18 protein-coding genes are annotated in these 18,180 nt (G+C 67.5%); 12 read left to right on the forward strand and 6 right to left on the reverse strand.

What is annotated here, in order from left to right:
• The first annotated feature begins 6 nt into the window (after positions 1–6).
• On the forward strand, positions 7–684 hold the full coding sequence (locus tag AU192_RS23020) for a GAP family protein (RefSeq protein ID WP_064399877.1): 678 nt from the start codon (positions 7–9) through the stop codon (positions 682–684).
• Here AU192_RS23020 and AU192_RS23025 read toward each other — a convergent pair.
• Positions 679–1,326, reverse strand: a complete 648-nt coding sequence (locus AU192_RS23025) for a TetR/AcrR family transcriptional regulator (protein WP_064399825.1) — start codon at positions 1,324–1,326, stop codon at positions 679–681. The genes AU192_RS23020 and AU192_RS23025 overlap by 6 nt on opposite strands.
• Before the next feature lie 98 nt (positions 1,327–1,424).
• Here AU192_RS23025 and AU192_RS23030 point away from each other — a divergent pair, with 98 nt between their 5' ends.
• The 4 genes from AU192_RS23030 to AU192_RS23045 all read left to right on the forward strand — a co-directional run bounded on the left by AU192_RS23030 (position 1,425) and on the right by AU192_RS23045 (position 5,739).
• Positions 1,425–2,435: a hypothetical protein gene (locus AU192_RS23030; protein ID WP_064399826.1), complete on the forward strand. Its 1,011-nt coding sequence runs from the start codon at positions 1,425–1,427 to the stop codon at positions 2,433–2,435.
• Positions 2,436–2,451: 16 nt separating this feature from the next.
• Positions 2,452–3,615, forward strand: coding sequence for an FAD-binding oxidoreductase (locus AU192_RS23035; RefSeq protein WP_064399827.1), 1,164 nt, complete (start codon positions 2,452–2,454; stop codon positions 3,613–3,615).
• Between the two features lie 62 nt (positions 3,616–3,677).
• Entirely contained in the window at positions 3,678–4,739 is a 1,062-nt protein-coding gene (locus AU192_RS23040; protein WP_235629764.1) for an NAD(P)-dependent alcohol dehydrogenase, read from the forward strand.
• 97 nt (positions 4,740–4,836) lie between these two features.
• Positions 4,837–5,739, forward strand: a complete 903-nt coding sequence (locus AU192_RS23045) for an aldose 1-epimerase (RefSeq protein WP_064399828.1) — start codon at positions 4,837–4,839, stop codon at positions 5,737–5,739.
• 8 nt (positions 5,740–5,747) lie between these two features.
• On the opposite strand, the gene AU192_RS23050 is transcribed toward AU192_RS23045, so the two are convergent.
• The 4 genes from AU192_RS23050 to dnaK form a co-directional block, all read right to left on the reverse strand.
• Positions 5,748–6,152, reverse strand: a complete 405-nt coding sequence (locus tag AU192_RS23050; protein WP_064399829.1) for a heat shock protein transcriptional repressor HspR — start codon at positions 6,150–6,152, stop codon at positions 5,748–5,750.
• The gene (gene dnaJ, locus AU192_RS23055) at positions 6,152–7,330 is read right to left on the reverse strand and encodes a molecular chaperone DnaJ (protein WP_064399830.1); all 1,179 of its coding nucleotides are present in this window, start codon (positions 7,328–7,330) and stop codon (positions 6,152–6,154) included. The genes AU192_RS23050 and dnaJ overlap by 1 nt, the downstream gene beginning before the upstream one ends.
• A 150-nt stretch (positions 7,331–7,480) precedes the next feature.
• On the reverse strand, positions 7,481–8,104 hold the full coding sequence (gene grpE, locus AU192_RS23060; protein WP_064399831.1) for a nucleotide exchange factor GrpE: 624 nt from the start codon (positions 8,102–8,104) through the stop codon (positions 7,481–7,483).
• Positions 8,101–9,960 (reverse strand): molecular chaperone DnaK, encoded by a 1,860-nt coding sequence (gene dnaK, locus AU192_RS23065; RefSeq protein ID WP_064399832.1) that lies wholly within the window; start codon positions 9,958–9,960, stop codon positions 8,101–8,103. Before dnaK ends, grpE begins: the two co-directional genes overlap by 4 nt.
• Before the next feature lie 237 nt (positions 9,961–10,197).
• Between dnaK and AU192_RS23070 the strand changes: the two genes are divergently transcribed.
• The 4 genes from AU192_RS23070 (at position 10,198) to AU192_RS23085 (ending at position 13,042) form a co-directional block, all read left to right on the forward strand.
• On the forward strand, positions 10,198–10,386 hold the full coding sequence (locus AU192_RS23070) for a hypothetical protein (protein ID WP_064399833.1): 189 nt from the start codon (positions 10,198–10,200) through the stop codon (positions 10,384–10,386).
• Between the two features lie 3 nt (positions 10,387–10,389).
• On the forward strand, positions 10,390–11,304 hold the full coding sequence (locus tag AU192_RS23075; protein ID WP_064399834.1) for an alpha/beta hydrolase fold domain-containing protein: 915 nt from the start codon (positions 10,390–10,392) through the stop codon (positions 11,302–11,304).
• 104 nt (positions 11,305–11,408) lie between these two features.
• Entirely contained in the window at positions 11,409–12,257 is an 849-nt protein-coding gene (locus AU192_RS23080; protein WP_064399879.1) for an SDR family NAD(P)-dependent oxidoreductase, read from the forward strand.
• Positions 12,254–13,042: an SDR family NAD(P)-dependent oxidoreductase gene (locus AU192_RS23085; protein ID WP_064399835.1), complete on the forward strand. Its 789-nt coding sequence runs from the start codon at positions 12,254–12,256 to the stop codon at positions 13,040–13,042. Before AU192_RS23080 ends, AU192_RS23085 begins: the two co-directional genes overlap by 4 nt.
• On the opposite strand, the gene AU192_RS23090 is transcribed toward AU192_RS23085, so the two are convergent.
• Positions 13,035–14,300 (reverse strand): PucR family transcriptional regulator, encoded by a 1,266-nt coding sequence (locus AU192_RS23090; protein WP_064399836.1) that lies wholly within the window; start codon positions 14,298–14,300, stop codon positions 13,035–13,037. The two genes, AU192_RS23085 and AU192_RS23090, sit on opposite strands and share 8 nt — an antisense overlap.
• Positions 14,301–14,415: 115 nt before the next feature.
• Here AU192_RS23090 and AU192_RS23095 point away from each other — a divergent pair, with 115 nt between their 5' ends.
• From AU192_RS23095 to AU192_RS23105, 3 genes are read left to right on the forward strand one after another with little or no spacing between them, the layout of a single operon-like run.
• Entirely contained in the window at positions 14,416–15,927 is a 1,512-nt protein-coding gene (locus AU192_RS23095; RefSeq protein ID WP_064399837.1) for a WS/DGAT/MGAT family O-acyltransferase, read from the forward strand.
• Positions 15,924–17,540: a long-chain fatty acid--CoA ligase gene (locus tag AU192_RS23100; RefSeq protein ID WP_082693753.1), complete on the forward strand. Its 1,617-nt coding sequence runs from the start codon at positions 15,924–15,926 to the stop codon at positions 17,538–17,540. Before AU192_RS23095 ends, AU192_RS23100 begins: the two co-directional genes overlap by 4 nt.
• 11 nt (positions 17,541–17,551) lie before the next feature.
• Positions 17,552–18,148 (forward strand): hypothetical protein, encoded by a 597-nt coding sequence (locus AU192_RS23105; protein WP_064399838.1) that lies wholly within the window; start codon positions 17,552–17,554, stop codon positions 18,146–18,148.
• Positions 18,149–18,180 lie beyond the last annotated feature (32 nt).

Consider the following 18,180-nt stretch of genomic DNA (forward strand, 5'->3'; position numbering starts at 1 on the left):
TCCGATATGTTCGGCCTCGTGGACAAGGGATCGCTGCTGACCGAACTGATCCCCTTGGCGTTGGTGGTGGCGCTCTCGCCGCTGTCGATCATTCCGGCGGTCCTCGTGCTGCACACCCCGCGGCCGCGGCCGACCGGACTGGCCTTTTTAGCGGGCTGGATCATCGGGTTGGCGGCGCTGACGAGCGTGTTCCTCCAGGTGTCCAGCTTGATGGGTGGGCGCGAGGGCCAACCGCCGGGATGGGCGTCTTATCTGCGGATCGTGGTCGGTGCAGCACTCATTGTGTTCGGCATCCAGCGATGGCTGAACCGGAAGAAGTCAGCACACAAACCCAAATGGATGCAGAGCCTGGGCACACTGACCCCGCTGCGGGCCGGCGGTGCGGCGATGGCCTTGACCGTCGTCAACCCGAAGGTTTTGTTCATCTGTGCCGCAGCGGGTTTGGCGATCGGCACCGCCGGCGGCGGCGCGCGCGACGACTGGCTGGCCGTCGCCTGGTTCGTGATCGCGGCCGGATCGACGGTGGCGCTGCCGATCCTGGCCTACGCGGTCTCCGGTGACCGCCTCGACCGGCCGCTGAGCCGGCTCAAGGATTGGATGGACAACCAGCACGCCGTCCTGATGGCGGGCATTCTCGTCGTGATCGGTCTCATGGTGCTGTACAAGGGCATTCACGGGCTATGACTCGCCGAACGCAGGCAGACCGAGCTCGGCGGCGTCGGCGGTCAGGTACCGCGTGACCGTCGGCGCCAGAAGCCGTACCAGGTCGTCTTCGGGCAGCGTGGCCAACGGTGGAATCTTCATGACGAAGCGCAGTATCGCCGTGCCCACGAGTTGGCTCGCGGCCAGCAGTGCGCGCAGCCGGGCCTGCTCTCCTCCCCCGAGCTCATCGGACACCGCACTCAGCACGTAGTCCCGCATGAACCCGCGGAACGCCTCGTGAGCGTCGGAGTTCGAGGTGGCCGACTGCAACATCGCGACCATCGTCGGCCCCGTTTCGGGTGACTGCCAGATCCGCAGGTACGCCCGCACCATGCGGGTGCCGATGTCGGGGTCGTCATCGGGGCCACCGGAAAGTGCGGAGACCAGCGCCCCGGGGTCGACGACCACGTTGAGCGACGCCCGAAAAAGCTCGGCCTTGGATCCGAACAGATAGAGCACCATCGACGGGTCGACGTGGGCGTCGCGGGCGATGGCGCGCAACGTCGTCTTCTCGTATCCCTGCGCGCCGAACCGCTTGCGCGCCGCGGCGAGCACCGCGTCGCGCGAAACCGGTTCGCCCTGGCGGCGGCCCCGTCGGCGGGTCGTTTTCACTGGTGACGCCATGTCCCGAGATTAGCATTTCAATGACTGTTGAAATCTGTCGACCGCCGAGTTACGCTGCCGATGCGCATTAATTCAACGACGAATGAAAAGGTACGGCCATGACTACCGAAACCCCCGCGCGGTCCAGCCACCACGCATCGCCGGTCCACGAACCGCCTGCTGCAATACGCGCCACAGGCGTGGTCGTGGTGCTCACCGTCGTCATCGCGATCGTCGCATTGGCCTTCGCGCTGCCCGCAGCCCGAACCGCTCCGCACCACGTGCCGATAGGCGCGGCGGGGCCGCAGGCGGCGAGCGGACAAGTCGCCACCACCATGGAGCAGCAGGCACCTGGTGCGTTCTCGTTCACCTACTACCCGAGCGCGGATGCGTTGCGCGACGCGATCCGCGCCCGCGACGTCTACGGCGGCATCGCACTCGGGCCCGACGGTCCCACGCTGATGATCGCGACCGGCGGCAGTCCGATGATCGCCCAGATGCTGACCCAGATCGGCAACGGCATCGCGCAGAAGACCGGTGCGCAGTTGCGCGTCGAGGATCTGGCGCCACCGACAACCGACGACCCGCGCGGCGTCGGGCTGGCCGCATCGGCGCTACCCATCACGCTCGCCGGACTCCTGCCCGCGATCGCGCTGATTTTCGCGCTCAAGCGTGAGGTGTGGACCCGGTTCACCGCCGCCGTGGTCTTCGCCGGTGTCGCCGGCCTGACCATCGCCTCGCTGTTGCGTTGGGTCCTGGGGTCGATCGACGCGAACTTCTGGGGAGTCACCGGTGCTCTGACGCTGGGAATCCTGGCCATGGGGTTGACGCTGCTGGGGTTGGGATCCCTGTTCGGCCGCGTCGGCCTGGCGCTGGGGGCGGTGTTGGCACTTCTCGTGGGCAATCCGCTGTCCGGGCTGAACAGCGCCCCGGAGCTGCTGCCGAACGGGTGGGGGCAGTTCGGGCAGTTCCTGCCGCAGGGCGCCAACGCCACCCTGCTGCGGTCGGCGGCGTTCTTCGACGGCGCGGGTGCCACGCTGCCGGTCATCGTGTTGGCCTGCTGGACCGTCTTCGGCGTGGCGTTGATCGTGCTGGCGGCGCTTCGCCAGCGAAGGGCGCCGCGAACCTGACATACACTCGGGCCGCGTGGGACTCGACGACCGTGACGCGCTGCGCATGCTGCGCGACGCGGTCGATCCCGCGCTCGGCTCCGAGCTGATCCGCAACTTCTACACGCACTGGTTCGCGATCGACATGTCGGTGCGCGACCTGTTCCCGCCGGACATGGACGAACAACGGCAGCGGTTCGGGCACGCGATGACGTGGGTTCTCGGCGAGCTCGTCGCCCAACGGGCACAGGAGCCGGTGGCATTCCTCGCTCAGCTGGGCCGCGACCACCGCAAATACGGTGTCACACAACGGCATTACGACAGCATGCAGACCGCGCTGTACGCCAGCTTCCGCAATCACCTCGCGGCCGGCTGGAACGACCAGCTGGCCGAGGCCACGCACGACGCGGTCGCGTTGATGATCGGGGTGATGCGCGGCGCCGCCGACGCCGAGGAGGGCCCGCCGTACTGCGACGGCACGGTCATCGAGCACATGCGCGTCACCCGCGACGTCTCCGTCGTGCGGCTGCAACTGGACCAGCCGCTGTTCTACCACCCTGGCCAGTACGTGACGGTTCAGGTTCCGCAGTGGCCGCGCCGGTGGCGGTACCTGAGCCCGTCGATCCCGACCGAACCCGGCGGCGGCATCGAGTTCCATATCCGCTCGGTGCCCGGAGGCATGGTGAGCACCGCGATCGTCGCCGAGACGACACCCGGCGACCGGTGGCGGCTGTCCAATCCGCACGGCGGGCTGCACGTGGACCGCGACGGCGGCGACGTGTTGATGGTGGCAGGCAGCACGGGTCTGGCGCCGCTGCGGGCGCTGATCATGGATCTCACCCGCTACGGCGTCAATCCCCGGGTGCACCTGTTCTTCGGCGGACGGTATCCCTGCGACCTCTACGACCTGCGCACGCTGTGGGAGATCGCCTCACAGAACCCGTGGCTCTCGGTCACCCCCGTCTCGGAGTTCAACACCGACCCGCCATGGGCCGCGGACTATCCCGATGTGCAACCGCCCCGCGGCCTGCACGTGCGACAGACCGGCATGCTGGCCGACGTGGTCACCCGCTACGGCAACTGGGGTGACCGGCAGATCCTGATCTGCGGCAGCCCGGCCATGGTGACGGCCACCAAGGCCGCCTTGATCGCCAAAGGAGCACCCGCCGAACGGATTCAGCACGACCCCCTGGCCTCCTGAAACGTCGCGCGGCGGCCGCCGTAACCGTACACTCCGATCAAGATCAACGGTCGGGAGTCCAGATGGCGACGATGCGAGCCGCACGCATGCACGGGTACAAGCAGCCACTGCGGTTGGAGGAGATCCCCATACCCGACATCGAGCCGAACCAGGTGTTGATCAAGGTCGGCGGGGCAGGCATGTGCCGCACCGACTTTCAGCTCATCGACGGTTACTTCAGCCTGCCGATGCCGCTTCCGGTGACGCCCGGCCACGAGGTCGCGGGCACCGTCGACCGGATCGGTGCCGACGTGCCTGCCTCCACGGGCCTGTCGGAGGGTACTCGCGCGGTGGTCTTCGGTCCCCTCGGCGACGGGTCATGCCGCCAGTGCCACCGCGGCAACGAACAGATCTGCAACCAGGGCCACTGGGTCGGCTTCGGTCCGCACGGCGGGTACGCCGAATACGTTCCGGTGGCGTACCAACAGGTGATATCCGTCGGAGCCGACCTGTCGCCGCTCTCCCTGGCGCCGCTCACCGATGCGGGTCTGACCCCGTACCGCGGCCTGAAGAAGCTGCGCGCGGCAGGGGTGCTCGGGCCGGGAACGACGTTGGCGGTGATGGGAGTCGGCGGCCTCGGCGCCTACGCCGTTCAGTACGCCAAGCTGCTCGGTGCGGGTGCGAGGGTGGTCGCCTTCGCCCGCAGCGACGAAAAGCTGGCGCTGGCAACCGAAAACGGCGCTGACCACACGATCAACACCAGGGGTAGGACCGACGACCAGGTGCGTGACGCGCTCGAGCAGGCCACCGGCAGGCGCGAGTTCGACGCGGTCATCGAGTGTGTCGGCGCCGAGGACAGCATCCGGTTGGCGTTCGCGCTGTTGGCCACGGAGGGTGCGGTCGCATCGGTCGGCCTGGTGGGCAACCGCGTCGACATCCCGCTGTTTCCGATCGTCGGCAGGGAGTACACGTTCTTCGGCTCGTTCTGGGGCAACTACACCGACCTCACCGAGGTCGTCGCGCTCGCCGAGGCCGGCAAGATCAAGGACAGCGTGACGCAGGTCCGCTTCGAAGACGTCAACGACCACATCGACGCGCTGGGCCGCGGTGATTTCGTCGGCCGCGCGGTGATCGTCTACGACTGAGCAGAGGGTGTCTGGATTGTGCGTCTGACGACGGTTTCGACGCCTCCAGCGTCGCCAGATTCACGAACCGGTCAGGTGCTCGTGCGACGATCGTCTTGTGGTTGACTTCGATGCCGTCACGCTCAGCGATCCGTCTTCGGACCTGACCGCGACGTTCGTCCCCGCCGCAGGCATGGTGGGCACGTCGTTGGCCGACTCCGGTGACGAGTTCCTCGGTCAGCGCCGCGGTCTGACCGCCTATGTGAACAACGGCAAGACGATGGGCATCCCGATCCTGTACCCGTGGGCGAACCGGTTGAGCGCCAACACCTATGAGGTCGACGGGTCCGTCGTCACCCTGACGCCGGGTGCAGGCGGCGTCCGGACCGATGAGCACGGCGCCCCGATCCACGGCTTGCTCGCCGCCTATCCCGGATGGGAGGTCAGCGACCGCACAGACAACAGCCTGACCGCCGTGCTCGACTACGGCGCCGACCCGCAACTGCTCGCGGCGTTTCCCTTCCCCCACGTGCTCACCCAGCACGTGACGCTGGACGACCGCAAGCTCACCATCGAGACCACCGTGACGCCCACCTCGTCGGTGTCCGTACCGCTGTGCTTCGGCTATCACCCCTACGTGAAGATCCCCGGTGTGCCGCGCGAGGAGTGGACGCTGCGCACCCCGGCGATGCGCCATCTGCCGGTGGACGACAAGGGCATACCCACCGGCGCTCACGAATCGTGGCCAGGTGGTGAGCAGACCCTGATGGTCACCGCCTACGACGACGGTTTCGACCAGGTGCCCGAAGGGGCGGTTTTCACCCTCGCCGGAGGTGCGCGCCGCATCGACGTGACGTTCGAAACCGGTTATCCCGCAGCGCAACTCTTCGCGCCACCCAACGATGACCTGATCGGCATCGAACCGATGGCGGCCCCGACGGACGCGCTGCGCAGAGGCGGATACCGAAAAGCGGCCCCAGGCAAGCCGGAGACCGCTCGGTTCTCGATCAGGATTCGTTGACGAAGGCTCTACTCCGCCTGGCGTCGCCGCCGGCCGGCTCCGGGCTGCCAGACCACGACCGCGGTGCTCTTGGGCATCACGGCGATATCGCGGCGCGGCGACCCGCGCAGCGCCTCGACTTCCTCGGTCAGCTCCCGGACCCGTGCCTGCAGCGCCTCGACCTGGTTGGTCAGCTCGATGATGCGCTTGATGCCCGCGAGGTTGACACCCTCGTCCTGGCTCAGCCGTTGCACCTCGCGGAGCAACTCGACGTCGTGCTGCGAGTAGCGCCTGCCGCCACCGGAGGTACGTTGCGGACGCACCAGCCCGAGCCGGTCATACGTGCGCAGCGTCTGGGCATGCATGCCCGCCAGCTCGGCGGCCACGGAGATCAGGAACGTACGGGCCTCGTCATTGGACCGCTTCGCAGCCATTACGCACCTGCCCATCCGGCCCGCGGATCGAAGCCGCTGGCCCGCTCCGCCTTCGCATAGGCCTCCAACGCCTCGGCCGCCTCGCCCTCCAGGTTCGGCGGCACCGCCACCTTCACCGTCACCAGCAGATCGCCGTGTCCGCCAGAGCGTTTCGGCACACCACGGCCGCGCACGCGCAAGATGCGTCCGTCGGAGGTGCCCTTGGGCACTCGCACGCCGACCTTGCCTTCCAGTGTCGGCACCGAAAGCGTTGTGCCCAGCGCCAATTCATGGAAGCTGACGGGTACGGTAACGGTCAGGTCGTCGCCGTCACGGCCGAACACCTTGTCGGGCCTGACGTGAACGGTGACGTACAGGTCGCCCGACGGTGCGCCGCGCAGGCCCGCTTCGCCCTGGCCGGCCAACCGAATCCGTTGACCGTCCTCCACACCCGGCGGAATCCGCACGTTGATCGTGCGGGTGCGGGTGGTCACGCCGGTGCCCTTACAATCCTGACAGGGGTGCTCGATGATCGACCCGCTGCCGCGACACTCGGTGCACGGCTCGGAGAATCCGAACGCACCCTGGTTGCGGTTGATCACCCCGGACCCGTTGCAGTTTGGGCAGACCTTCGGACTCGTACCGGGGCGGGCGCCGCTGCCATGACAGTTCGTGCACGGCGCGGGACTGGTGAGCCGCAACGGCATCGCCACACCCTTGGTGGCTTCCAGGAACGACAGCTCCGCCTCGGTCTCGAGGTCGTTGCCTCGACGCGGCCTGCTGGGTCGCGGCTGCTGTGCGCCGCGGCCGAAGAGGCCACCGAACAGGTCGCCGATGTTCGCGCCGCCGGTCTGACCGGCCGCATCGAACAGGTCGTTCAGGTTGAACTCGACGCCGTCGCCGCCGCCGAACCCGCCGTAGCCCCCACCGCCGCCGAACCGGCCCCGGCCGAACCCGCCGTTGGCGAACAGCCGCCGGGTCTCGTCGTACTCCTTGCGCTTGGCCGGATCGGTGAGCACCTCCTTGGCCTCGGAGACGGCCTTGTACCGCTCCTCGGCGGCCGAGTTGCCGGGGTTGCGGTCGGGATGGTTCTCCGCGAGCAACTTTCGGGCCGCCCGCTTGATGTCCTGATCGCTGGCGTCAGAGGAGACGCCGAGCTCGGAGTAGAAGTCCTTCTCGACCCATTCACGCTGGGCCATACCGCGTCACCTCCTTCCGCTTCTGTAGGTTTATCGCAGTCTCACTTAGATTTTGCTGGTTGCCCACGAATCTCGTGGGATCCATCGTCGCCGACGAGTCGAAGGTGGCGCGGGATCCGCCGCTCTCGGCGATTCCGCGCCACCTCCTCGTCATTCGGCTTCGGCTTCCGGCGCACCGTCACTCGAGGCGGCGTCGCCATCGTGGGCGTCGTCCCCGGGGACCGTGTCCACCACCCCGACCAGGGCATGGCGCACGACTTGGTCGCCCACCTTGTACCCGCGTCGCATCACGGTGCCGAGGACGGGGTGAGTGCCCTCACCCTCGTGCTGGACGGCCTCGTGGAGTTCGGGGTCGAAGTCGTCGCCCTCGTCGCCGAATCCCGAAAGACCCAGCCCCTCAAGGGTGTTGACCAACTTGTCGGCCATCGCCTTGAACGGACCGGTCTCGAGGTCACCGTGACTTCGCGCGCGGTCGAGGTCATCGAGGATCGGCAACAGCTCAGAGATGACCGAAGCCTTCGCCCGGTCCGCGGCCACCTGCTGATCGCGCAACGCCCGCTTGCGGTAGTTCGTGAAATCGGCTTGCACGCGCTGCAGATCGGCGAGCAGTTCGGAGGCCTTGTCGGCCTCCTCCCCTGCTGCCGTCGCAGTGGGCTCGTCCGGCGCCGAGTCCGGCGCCGGATCCGAACCTGCTTCTCTCACTTCACCGGTGACGGGATCGATGCGCCGTTTGTCGGTGACGGTCACCGGCTCGTGCGGATCGTTTCCTGTCACTTGTTCTCCTTGTCAGATTCATCGTCGACGACCTCGGCGTCCACGACGTTGTCGTCCGCCGGACCGGCGTCCGCACCGCCGCTCGCCGCCTGCTCGGCCTGGGTGGCCTCGTAGATGGCCTGGCCGAGGGCCTGCGACTCGACGCCGAGCTTCTCCATGGCCGACTTGATCTCACCGATGTCGGTGCCTTCCAGCGCTTTCTTGGCATCGGCGATCGCCGCGTCCACCTTGGTCAGCGTGTCCTCGGGGACCTTCGAGCCACCTTCGGCACCACGCTGCTCGGAGACGAACTTCTCGGTCTGGTAGACCAGCGACTCCGCCTGGTTGCGGACGTCGGCCTCCTCGCGACGCTTACGGTCCTCCTCGGCGTGCGCCTCGGCGTCCTTGACCATCCGGTCGATCTCCTCCTTGGACAGGCCGGAGCCTTCCTGGATGCGGATCGTGTTCTCCTTACCGGTGCCCTTGTCCTTCGCGGTCACGTGCACGATGCCGTTGGCGTCGATGTCGAAGGTGACCTCGATCTGGGGCACACCGCGCGGAGCCGGCGGGATACCGGTCAGCTCGAAGCTGCCGAGCAGCTTGTTGTGCGCGGCGATCTCACGCTCACCCTGATAGACCTGGATCTGCACCGACGGCTGGTTGTCGTCGGCCGTGGTGAAGGTCTCGCTCCGCTTGGTCGGGATGGTGGTGTTGCGCTCGATCAGCTTGGTCATCACGCCACCCTTGGTCTCGATACCCAGGGACAGCGGGGTGACGTCGAGCAGCAGAACGTCCTTCACCTCACCCTTGAGCACACCGGCCTGCAGGGCGGCGCCGACCGCGACGACCTCGTCGGGGTTGACACCCTTGTTGGGTTCCTTGCCGCCGGTCATCTCCTTGACCAGATCCGACACCGCGGGCATGCGGGTCGAGCCGCCGACCAGCACCACGTGGTCGATGTCGGACACCGAGATACCGGCGTCCTTGACCACCTGCTGGAACGGCTGACGCGTCCGGTCGAGCAGATCCTGGGTGATGCGCTGGAACTCGGCGCGAGTCAGCTGTTCGTCGAGGAACAGCGGGTTCTTGTCCGCGTCGACGGTGATGTAGGGCAGGTTGATCGAGGTGCTCTGGCTGGAGCTCAGCTCGATCTTGGCCTTCTCGGCGGCCTCACGCAGCCGCTGCATCGCCATCTTGTCCTTGGTCAGGTCGATGCCGGAGGTGCCCTTGAACTTGTCGACCAGCCACTCCACGATCCGGTCGTCCCAGTCGTCGCCGCCCAGGTGGTTGTCGCCACTGGTGGCGCGCACCTCGACGACGCCCTCGCCGATCTCGAGCAACGAGACGTCGAACGTGCCGCCACCGAGGTCGAACACCAGGATGGTCTGCTCACTCTGACCCTTGTCCAGGCCGTAGGCCAGCGCTGCCGCAGTGGGCTCGTTGACGATCCGCAGCACGTTCATGCCGGCGATCTGCCCGGCCTCCTTGGTGGCCTGACGTTGAGCGTCGTTGAAGTAGGCGGGCACGGTGATGACGGCGTCGGTGATGTCCTCACCGAGGTAGCTCTCCGCGTCGCGCTTCAGCTTCTGTAGCGTTCGGGCGCTGATCTCCTGCGCCGTGTACTTCTTGTCGTCAATCTCCACGGACCAGTCGGTGCCCATGTGCCGCTTGACCGAACGGATGGTCCGGTCGACGTTGGTCACCGCCTGGTTCTTGGCGGGCTGGCCTACCAGCACCTCTCCGTTACGCGCGAACGCGACGACGGACGGCGTGGTGCGGGAGCCCTCGGAGTTCGCGACGACAACGGGATCGCCACCCTCCAGTACCGCGACGACGGAGTTGGTGGTCCCGAGGTCGATTCCGACCGCACGAGCCATGTTTGTTCCTCCTGAAATAGTCCTGCTTGTTGAGGTCTGAGTGCACCGCACTCAAGACTGCGCCGACGAACTATAACCTGTCAACCCAGACTTGAGTCTGTTTCACTCAAGTATCGATAGGCTCAACGGCGCCGCCACGGCTTTTGTTCCCCGGTTCGATCCGAGGCCCGGTATGTGCGGCCGCGACATATCCGCTGCGAGCTTTCGTCACGCCGGCACAAGCGGACGCGACGTGCGGTGGCCGACTCTTATCCGGACCGCACGGCCGACCCGCTGCGCGGAGAAAGCGAGTCACCCATGTCGTCGTACATCTCGGCCGTCCTGATTTTCCTGCTCACACTCTCGCCGGTGCTGATCCCGGCGGCGATCACCGCAGGCCACGCTCTCGGCACGGCACGGAAGCACCTCCCGAACCCGGCCGCCTGAGCGATGCCAGCACGGCCGAGGCGCCGCGCCGGTACCTGGCTGGCCGCGCATTCGGCCCAGCGCCTGCTTCCGCTCGTTCCTATCCCGCGCAGTTTCCGGTTCACCTCGCGCCATATCGCCGGGCCCGGCCGCATCAACGTGCCCACCCGCCACGGCAGCGTCGGCTGCCTGATCTACCAGCCGCATCCCGCGGCGCCGTTGACCGGAGTGAGCGGTGGCCCGCCCGTCACCCTGCACCTGCACGGCGGCGCGTTCATCGTGCGCAACCCGCGGCAAGAGGAGTACCTCGCCGAGTACATCGCGGCCGAGGTCGGCGCCGTGGTGGTACTGCCCGACTACGCCACCGCGCCCCAGGTTCAGTACCCGGTGGCCGAGCAACAGTGCTATGACATCGCACGATGGTTGCGCCATGAGGGCTCCCACTACGGCTGGAACACCTCACGCATGTCGCTCTCGGGTGCCAGCGCAGGCGCCAAGCTAGCGCTTAACGTGTGCCAGCAATCACGGGTAGACGATGAGCTGGATTGGCGGGCAGCACTTCTGACGTTTCCGGTCACGGACCTCTCGCGCTTCGATCGAACGTCGGCCAAAAAGCGGCCGCGGATCTCTCCGACGATTCAACGCCTGGCCATCGAGGCCTACGTCATCGACCCGAGCGTCCGGCGCGACCCACTGGCCTCCCCGGTGTTCGACACCGCCCTCGCCGAAGCCATGCCGCCCAGCCTGGTCATGACCGGCGAACTCGACACGCTCGGCCCCGAAGGCGACGCGCTGGCCACAGAACTCGCTCGCCGAGGTGTGGCCACCACGCACCGCAGCTTCCCCGGCATCGACCACGGCTTCACGAGGAAGCAAACGGATACTGCTCGCGAAGCCATGGCCCTCATCGGCGCTCATCTCATTCGGTACCTGACGTGAGAGGCGCCGGGATGCGTGCGTTGTCGTTGCCCCACAACGGGCAAGGGACCAGTTGGCGGCTTCGCACGAGCGATCCACGACGCCACGGCCATAACGTGGTCGCCATGCCTCGATCGACCTCCCGACTCAGAACCGCAGACCTCACCGACCGGGTGGCGGTGATCACCGGCGCCGGCAGCGGCATCGGCCGCGAGCTGGCGCGGCTGTGCGCCGAACGCGGCGCCCGCCTCGCGCTGTGCGACATCGACGACGCCGGTCTGGCCCACACCGCCGATGCGGCCCGCAGCCGGGGAACACAGGTGCTGACCCGCCGTGTCGATGTGTCCGACGCCGCAGAGATGTCCGCGTTCGCCGACGCGACGTTCGACCGCTTCGACGGGGTGGACATGGTGGTCAACAACGCCGGCGTAGGACTGGTCGGCGGGTTCCTCGACACCAGCGCCAAGGACTGGCAGTGGCTGGTCGGCGTCAACCTGATGGGGGTCGTGCACGGTTGCGACGCCTTCCTGCCCACCATGATCGAGTCCAGCCGCGGCGGCCACGTCGTCAACCTCTCCTCGGCCGCCGGCCTGCTGGCCAATCCACAGCTGAGTGCCTACAGCGCAACGAAATTCGCCGTCCTCGGATTGTCGGAAGCTCTACGGATGGAGCTCAGGCCACACCGCATCGGTGTCACGGCGGTGTGCCCGGGCATCATCGACACCGCCATCACGCAGAACAGCCCGATCCGCGGCGACGGCGACCTCGACGAGCGGCGCGCACGGCTCGCGTCGACCTACCGCAAGCGCGGGTACTCACCCGAGCGCGTCGCGCACAAGACCCTGCGCGCAGTCGGCCGAGACCGCGCCGTGGCGCCGATCGCCGCCGAGGCGCACGTCATGTATGCGCTCTCGCGCTGCGCTCCGCCGCTGGCGCGGTGGGTCGCCGCCCGGACCGCCGAGATGACGAAATGACGCAGCTGGCGGGCCGACACGCCCTGGTGACCGGTGCAACGGGTGGAATCGGCCACGCGATCGCACAAGAACTGGCCGCGCGCGGCTGTTCGCTGACGGTCACGGGCCGACGCGAGCTGGAGCTCAAGCGGCTGGTCGGCGAGCTTGGACCGGTCGCTCGGGGGCTCACCGCCGACCTCACCGACCTCGATCAGGTGCGCGACCTGATGGACCGCGCGGGTCCGGTCGACGTGCTCGTCGCCAACGCAGGCGTCGGCATCCCGGAAGACCTGGCGATGCTGAGCGACGCCGAGATCGCCGATGCCATCCGCGTCAACCTTCTCGCTCCGGCGGCCCTCGCACGAGCGGCGGTGGGCCCGATGAAGCGACGCGGGCGCGGCCATATCGTGTTCATCTCCTCGGGAGCGGGGCTCATCGCGACCCCGGGCAACGGCTCGGTCTACACGGCGACGAAGTGGGGCTTGCGGGGCCTCGGCCTGGCCCTGCGGCAGGAACTGCACGGAACGGGCGTCGGGGTTTCGACCGTCTTCCCCGGACCGATCCGGGACTCCGGGATGTTGGCCGACACGGGCGTCACCCTTCCGCGCGGATTCGGCACGAGCACACCGAAGGACGTCGCGCGAGCGGTAGCCCAGGCGGTGGAGCGGAATAGACCGGAGACGACGGTCGCGTCGGCCGGCGTGCGACTGCTGGTCGGATTCGGCGCTCTCGCACCGGTTTTGATAGGCGAGGTCGCTCGACTGGCCGGCGTCGGGCAGGTGCGCGAGGCGATGCTGCCTAGGTGACCAGCTCAACGAGGGCCAGTGCGGCGCGCAACTCGAGGGTGCGCTTGTCCACCGGACGCCCCAGCAGTTCCTCGGCCTGACGGATCCGATAGGCGACGGTGTTCTCGTGCACGTGTAGCCGTTTGGCGGTCCGTCCGCGGCTGCCGTTCTCCTCGAGGTAGGTCCGCAGCGTCGCGGCCAGCCGGCGGGTCGCCTCATCCGCCGCCCCCAGCTTGCCGAGTTCGCGTCGCACGAACGTCGCCGCCTGGTCGGCGTCGACGGTGGCAAGCGCACGCAGCGAGACCGAGTGGTAACGCGTGACACTGCCCGCGGGGCGCCCGGTTAGCCGGGCGACCCGTTGGGCTTCGAGCGACTCGACGTGACTGCTCCGGAAACCCGCGATGCCGCGCGCTGGTTCCCCGACCGCGATCCGTACCCCTGGCGCCGTGACGGTGCGAAAGCGCAACTCGTCGAGCACTTTCGGCGGGACCTCGCTGTGCGAGCCGATCCACGCCGCGGCCGAAAGGATGCCGAGCGGATGCACCAGTGGCTTCTGGTCACCGATCGCCGCGGCGATGTCGCGGATGGCTGACTCCAGCAGTGCTTGGGTGTTGCGGCCCTCCTCATGCGAGTCCAGCCAAGCAATCGCCGCAACGTGCACTCGGCGGACGTCGTGGCGCAACCGCCTGCTCGCCACCTCGGTGTCGATCGGCGCACCGGCCAGGATGGTGCCGATGGTCTCGGCCTGGCTCGCCGCGGCGCTGCGCAGCCATCGGTCGCGCTCTGCCGTGTAGGCCTCCTCCACCAGACACAGCGCGGCGTCCACATAGGCGAACATCCACTCCGAACTCAATTCCGTTGCCAGGATCAACTCCTCGGCGTCGCGCGCGTGGCTTTCCAGGATTGAGGTGAAGTGTTGGGCGGTCGCGGCGTGTCCGAGTCGGTAGCTGCGCATCAGGGTGGCCAACGGGATGGCGTGTTGCGCACCGTCCAGGGCATAGGCGAGCGTCGGCGATGCCAGCCGCGCCGCCTCACCGGGATCGGCACCGGCCAGCAGCACTTCGGCGAAATCTCGGATACTGGCCTCGGTACTCGCCCGGTTCACTTCGAGTGCCTCGGCGCTGGCGAGCAGTTCGGGCAGCCGCTCGCTGGTGAAATCGTTGACTGCAGCGGAGATCTCACTCGCCCGCGCCGCGAGTTCGGTGGCCGACGGACACAGCACCGACGACCACACCCGACGTCGGTCCTCACCCTGCGCACCCGCCCAGGCCAGCTCCATGCAGAGAACGGTATCGCCGCCGGCCACCGGTGATACGCAAAATCCACAACGGCCGGGCACAACGTTGGCGCGCGCAGACAAGAAAGCCGGGGCCAGCCCGGACGACCATCATCGTATGCGACAACTGACCAGCCTCGACGCCCAGTTTCTGGCCATGGAAAACGCTCGCGTGCAGGGCCACGTCAGCGTCCTCGGTGTCTACGAGTCGCACACCGCGACCGGCCTGCCACTGGATGCCGACCTCGTCCGTGACGTCATCGGCAGCCGCTTGCATCTCTTGCCCACCTTCCGCTGGCGGCTCGCAGAGGTCCCGTTCGCTCTGGACTACCCGTACTGGGTGGACGACGGCACTTTCGACATCGAGTACCACGTCCGTGAACTCGCGCTCCCGTCACCGGGTGACGCGGGCCAGCTCGCCGAGCAGGTGGCTCGAATCATCGGCCGCCAACTCGACCGGGCCCGCCCGCTATGGGAGGTGTACGTGATCCACGGCCTCGCCGACGGCGGTGTAGCGGTGCTGACGAAGATGCACCACGCCGCGGTCGATGGCGTGTCCGGCGCCGAGGTGATGAGTATCCTGCTCGACGAGACGACGGATGGCACGACGGGTCGCGCGCGCGGACCCGCGCCGGAGGTCCTCGCCGAGAGCTTCCCCTCGGAAGTGGAAATGCTGGGCCGCGGCCTGGTGGGCCTGCTGCGCCAGCCGTTTCGGGTGCTGCGCGCAGGCCCGACAGCGTTGCCGCACCTCGACGATGTGCCGACCATTCGGCACCTGCCCGGCGTGAAGGCCGTTGCGCGCAGCAGCCGGTTGGTCAAGCGCGCGTTTCGGGGTGGCGCCGGCGGCGCGACTTGGCGGGGCAGCGACATCTCCGCGCCGCGCACCCGGTTTCAGGCTCGCGTGTCACCGCACCGCCGCGTCGCCTTCGGTTCGTTGTCACTCGACGAAGTCAAAGACGTCAAGAACACGTTCGGGTGCACCGTCAACGACGTCGTCCTGGCCATCTGCACCGCGGGTCTGCGGTCCTGGCTCGGTGACCAGTCCGAGCTGCCCGACGAGCCGCTGGCCAGCTTCATCCCGATGTCGGTGCGAACCCCGGAGCAGCGCGGCACCTTCGGCAACCGGGTCTCGGTGATGTTGACCGCCCTGCCCACCGACGAGGCCGATCCGGTTGTGCGGCTAAGCCGCATCAACGACGCGATGCGCGACGCCAAAGAGCGCCACCGCGCGCTGCCCGCATCGCTGTTGCAGGACGCCAATCACTTCATCCCGCCGGCGCTGTTCGCTCAGGCGGCCAGGGCGACGTCGCGGCTGGCCGGCCTGCGCGGGCTCAATCAGCCTGCGAACGTGATGATCTCGAATGTTCCGGGCCCGTCGGCCCCGCTGTACCTCGGTGGTGCCCGCCAGCGTGCGCAGTTCCCGGTTTCGGGGGTTCTGGACGGAATCGGCATCAACATCACCGTGATGAGCTACCTGGACTCGCTCGAGTTCGGCATCGTCGTCGACCGCGAACTCGTCGACGACCCATGGCCGATCCTCGACGCTCTGCGCGCCGGCCTGGACGAGCTGCGTGACGCCGCCCATGCGGCGAATTCAACTGTGCCGCAGAGCAGGAAGGCGACCAAATGACCGCATACACGCTGCGCAGCAACAGCATGGACGATTACCAGCTCACGCTGACCGCCATCGTGGAACGGGCCGAACGGTTCCACGCCGACCAGCCGGTCGTGTCTCGCCGCCCCTCGGGGGCGATCAGCCGGACGACCCTCGGCACCTGCGTGAATCGGGCGCGGCGACTCGCCGGGGCACTTTCGGCACTTGGTGTTCGCGAGGGCGAACCGGTAGCCACACTGCTCTGGAATCAGAGCGAACACCTCGAACTGTATTTCGCGGTTCCCGCCATGGGTGCGGTCATCCATACACTCAACCCGCGGCTGTTCCCCGACGAACTCGGCTTCATCGTCGGTGACGCCGAGGACAACGTGATAGTCGTCGACGAGTCGTTGTTGGAGGTGTTCGAAAGCTTCCGCGACGCGCACTTTTTCACACATGTCATCGTCGTCGCGCACACCGGTGAAGCACCGGCGGGCACGCTGGACTATGAGTCGCTGATAGCCGACGCCGAGCCTGTCGAGTGGCCCGGCCTCGACGAGTCCCGCGCGGCGGCGATGTGCTACACATCCGGCACCACCGGGCGGCCCAAGGGGGTCGTGTATTCCCACCGAGCGCTTGCGTTGCATTCGCTCGTCGCCGCGCTGCCCGACCAGCTGGCGGTGTCGGCATACGACACAATTCTTCCCGTCGTACCGATGTTTCATGCCAACGCGTGGGGCCTGCCGTACGCTGCGGCGCTGGCCGGCGCTCGCCTGGTGTTGCCGGGGCCGCGGCTGGATGCCGAAAGCGTGCTCGATCTGTGTGCCGCTGAACGAGTCACGATGACGGCGGGTGTGCCGACGGTGTGGATGGGGATGCTCGCGGCACTCGACGCCGAACCGGACAGGTGGGACCTTTCGGAGCTGGACCGGCTGATCGTCGGGGGCGCGGCCGTACCGCGGTCGATGTTCGAGGGGTTCGACCGCCACGGCTTGACTGTCGTGCAGGCGTGGGGCATGACCGAGACCGCACCGCTGGGAGCGGTCTGCCGGCTGCCGGGGCACCTCCTCGAGAGCGAGCGTGACGAGCAGTATGGCCATCGCACCCGGCAGGGTGTCGCCACCCCGTTCTTTGAGATCCGGGCGCGCGACGACAACGGAGCCCTGATCGCTTGGGACGACGCCGCCATGGGCGAGTTGGAGGTGCGCGGTCCCTGGGTGGCGTCGAGTTACCACGGCGGGCGGGGCGCCGAGAGCTTCACACCCGACGGCTGGTTCCGCACCGGGGACGTGGTGCGGATCGACCCGCACGGCTGCATCCGGATCTGCGATCGGTCGAAAGACCTCGTCAAGTCCGGCGGCGAGTGGATCTCCTCGGTGGACCTGGAGAACCAGCTCATGTCGCACGTCGCCGTCGCGCAGGCCGCCGTGATCGCGGTGCCCGATGACCGCTGGGGCGAGCGCCCGCTGGCCGTCGTGGCGCTCCGCGACGGCGGGCGGGCGTCGGCCGATGAACTGCGCGACCATCTGGCCCAGGAGTTCGCCAAGTGGCAACTGCCCGACCGGTTCGAGTTCATGGAAGCGATCCCCTGCACCGCCACCGGCAAGTTCAAGAAATCCATCCTTCGAAACCTGTTCGCCACAACCTGAAAGGACCCAGCATGAGCAGATTCGACATCACCCAGACCAACCGGGCCGTGGAACGCTTGATCGAGACCACGGACAACCCCCGTCATCTCTACCTGCTGCACGCCTACAACCGGCACCGCTACCTGGAGATGGCCGGCCGGTACGAGGAGATCTTCGCCCCGGACATGACGGTCGAGAAACCCGTGTACCACTTCAGTATGCTCGGCAAGAGTGTGACCGTCGAGGGCACGGATGCCGTCAAGACGCTCTACCGGCAATGGCGAGATACGGCGCAGTGCGTTTTCTATGCCGACGACGAGAAGCTGGCGATCAGCGACGACATGATCGTGTCGACGTCGTTCATCTATCAACAGACCCCCGGTGCCATCTTGGCGGCCGAGGGGGTGCCCGCCGATCCTGAGGCCACTTACTTGGTCAAGACCGCCGAGCACATGATCTGGCCCTACGCCGACGGACTACTCGTCGGTGAGGACGTGTGGGAGTACGACGAGACCGCACGCGAGTTCATCGTGCTCGACCCGGCCGACGTGCTCACCATCGATCAATCCGCTGCGCTACTCGATCCGTTGATCAAGCCGCTGCCGGAACACAATCCGTTCCTGCGGTGACCACGGCCCCCAGTGTCTAGGGTGATGAGCTG

The organism is Mycobacterium lehmannii, from assembly GCF_001499925.1.
In the GTDB taxonomy this organism is placed as follows: Bacteria; Actinomycetota; Actinomycetes; order Mycobacteriales; family Mycobacteriaceae; genus Mycobacterium; species Mycobacterium lehmannii.

Coding starts and splice junctions, on each gene's coding strand:
- AU192_RS23090 (WP_064399836.1), bottom strand. CDS start 14,300: ATGGAGCTGGCCTGGGCGGGTGCGCAGGGTGAGGACCGACGTCGGGTG.
- AU192_RS23030 (WP_064399826.1), top strand. CDS start 1,425: ATGACTACCGAAACCCCCGCGCGGTCCAGCCACCACGCATCGCCGGTC.
- AU192_RS23025 (WP_064399825.1), bottom strand. CDS start 1,326: ATGGCGTCACCAGTGAAAACGACCCGCCGACGGGGCCGCCGCCAGGGC.
- AU192_RS23075 (WP_064399834.1), top strand. CDS start 10,390: ATGCCAGCACGGCCGAGGCGCCGCGCCGGTACCTGGCTGGCCGCGCAT.
- dnaJ (WP_064399830.1), bottom strand. CDS start 7,330: ATGGCCCAGCGTGAATGGGTCGAGAAGGACTTCTACTCCGAGCTCGGC.
- AU192_RS23020 (WP_064399877.1), top strand. CDS start 7: ATGTTCGGCCTCGTGGACAAGGGATCGCTGCTGACCGAACTGATCCCC.
- AU192_RS23095 (WP_064399837.1), top strand. CDS start 14,416: ATGCGACAACTGACCAGCCTCGACGCCCAGTTTCTGGCCATGGAAAAC.
- AU192_RS23040 (WP_235629764.1), top strand. CDS start 3,678: ATGGCGACGATGCGAGCCGCACGCATGCACGGGTACAAGCAGCCACTG.
- AU192_RS23100 (WP_082693753.1), top strand. CDS start 15,924: ATGACCGCATACACGCTGCGCAGCAACAGCATGGACGATTACCAGCTC.
- AU192_RS23085 (WP_064399835.1), top strand. CDS start 12,254: ATGACGCAGCTGGCGGGCCGACACGCCCTGGTGACCGGTGCAACGGGT.
- dnaK (WP_064399832.1), bottom strand. CDS start 9,960: ATGGCTCGTGCGGTCGGAATCGACCTCGGGACCACCAACTCCGTCGTC.
- AU192_RS23050 (WP_064399829.1), bottom strand. CDS start 6,152: ATGGCTGCGAAGCGGTCCAATGACGAGGCCCGTACGTTCCTGATCTCC.
- AU192_RS23080 (WP_064399879.1), top strand. CDS start 11,409: ATGCCTCGATCGACCTCCCGACTCAGAACCGCAGACCTCACCGACCGG.
- AU192_RS23105 (WP_064399838.1), top strand. CDS start 17,552: ATGAGCAGATTCGACATCACCCAGACCAACCGGGCCGTGGAACGCTTG.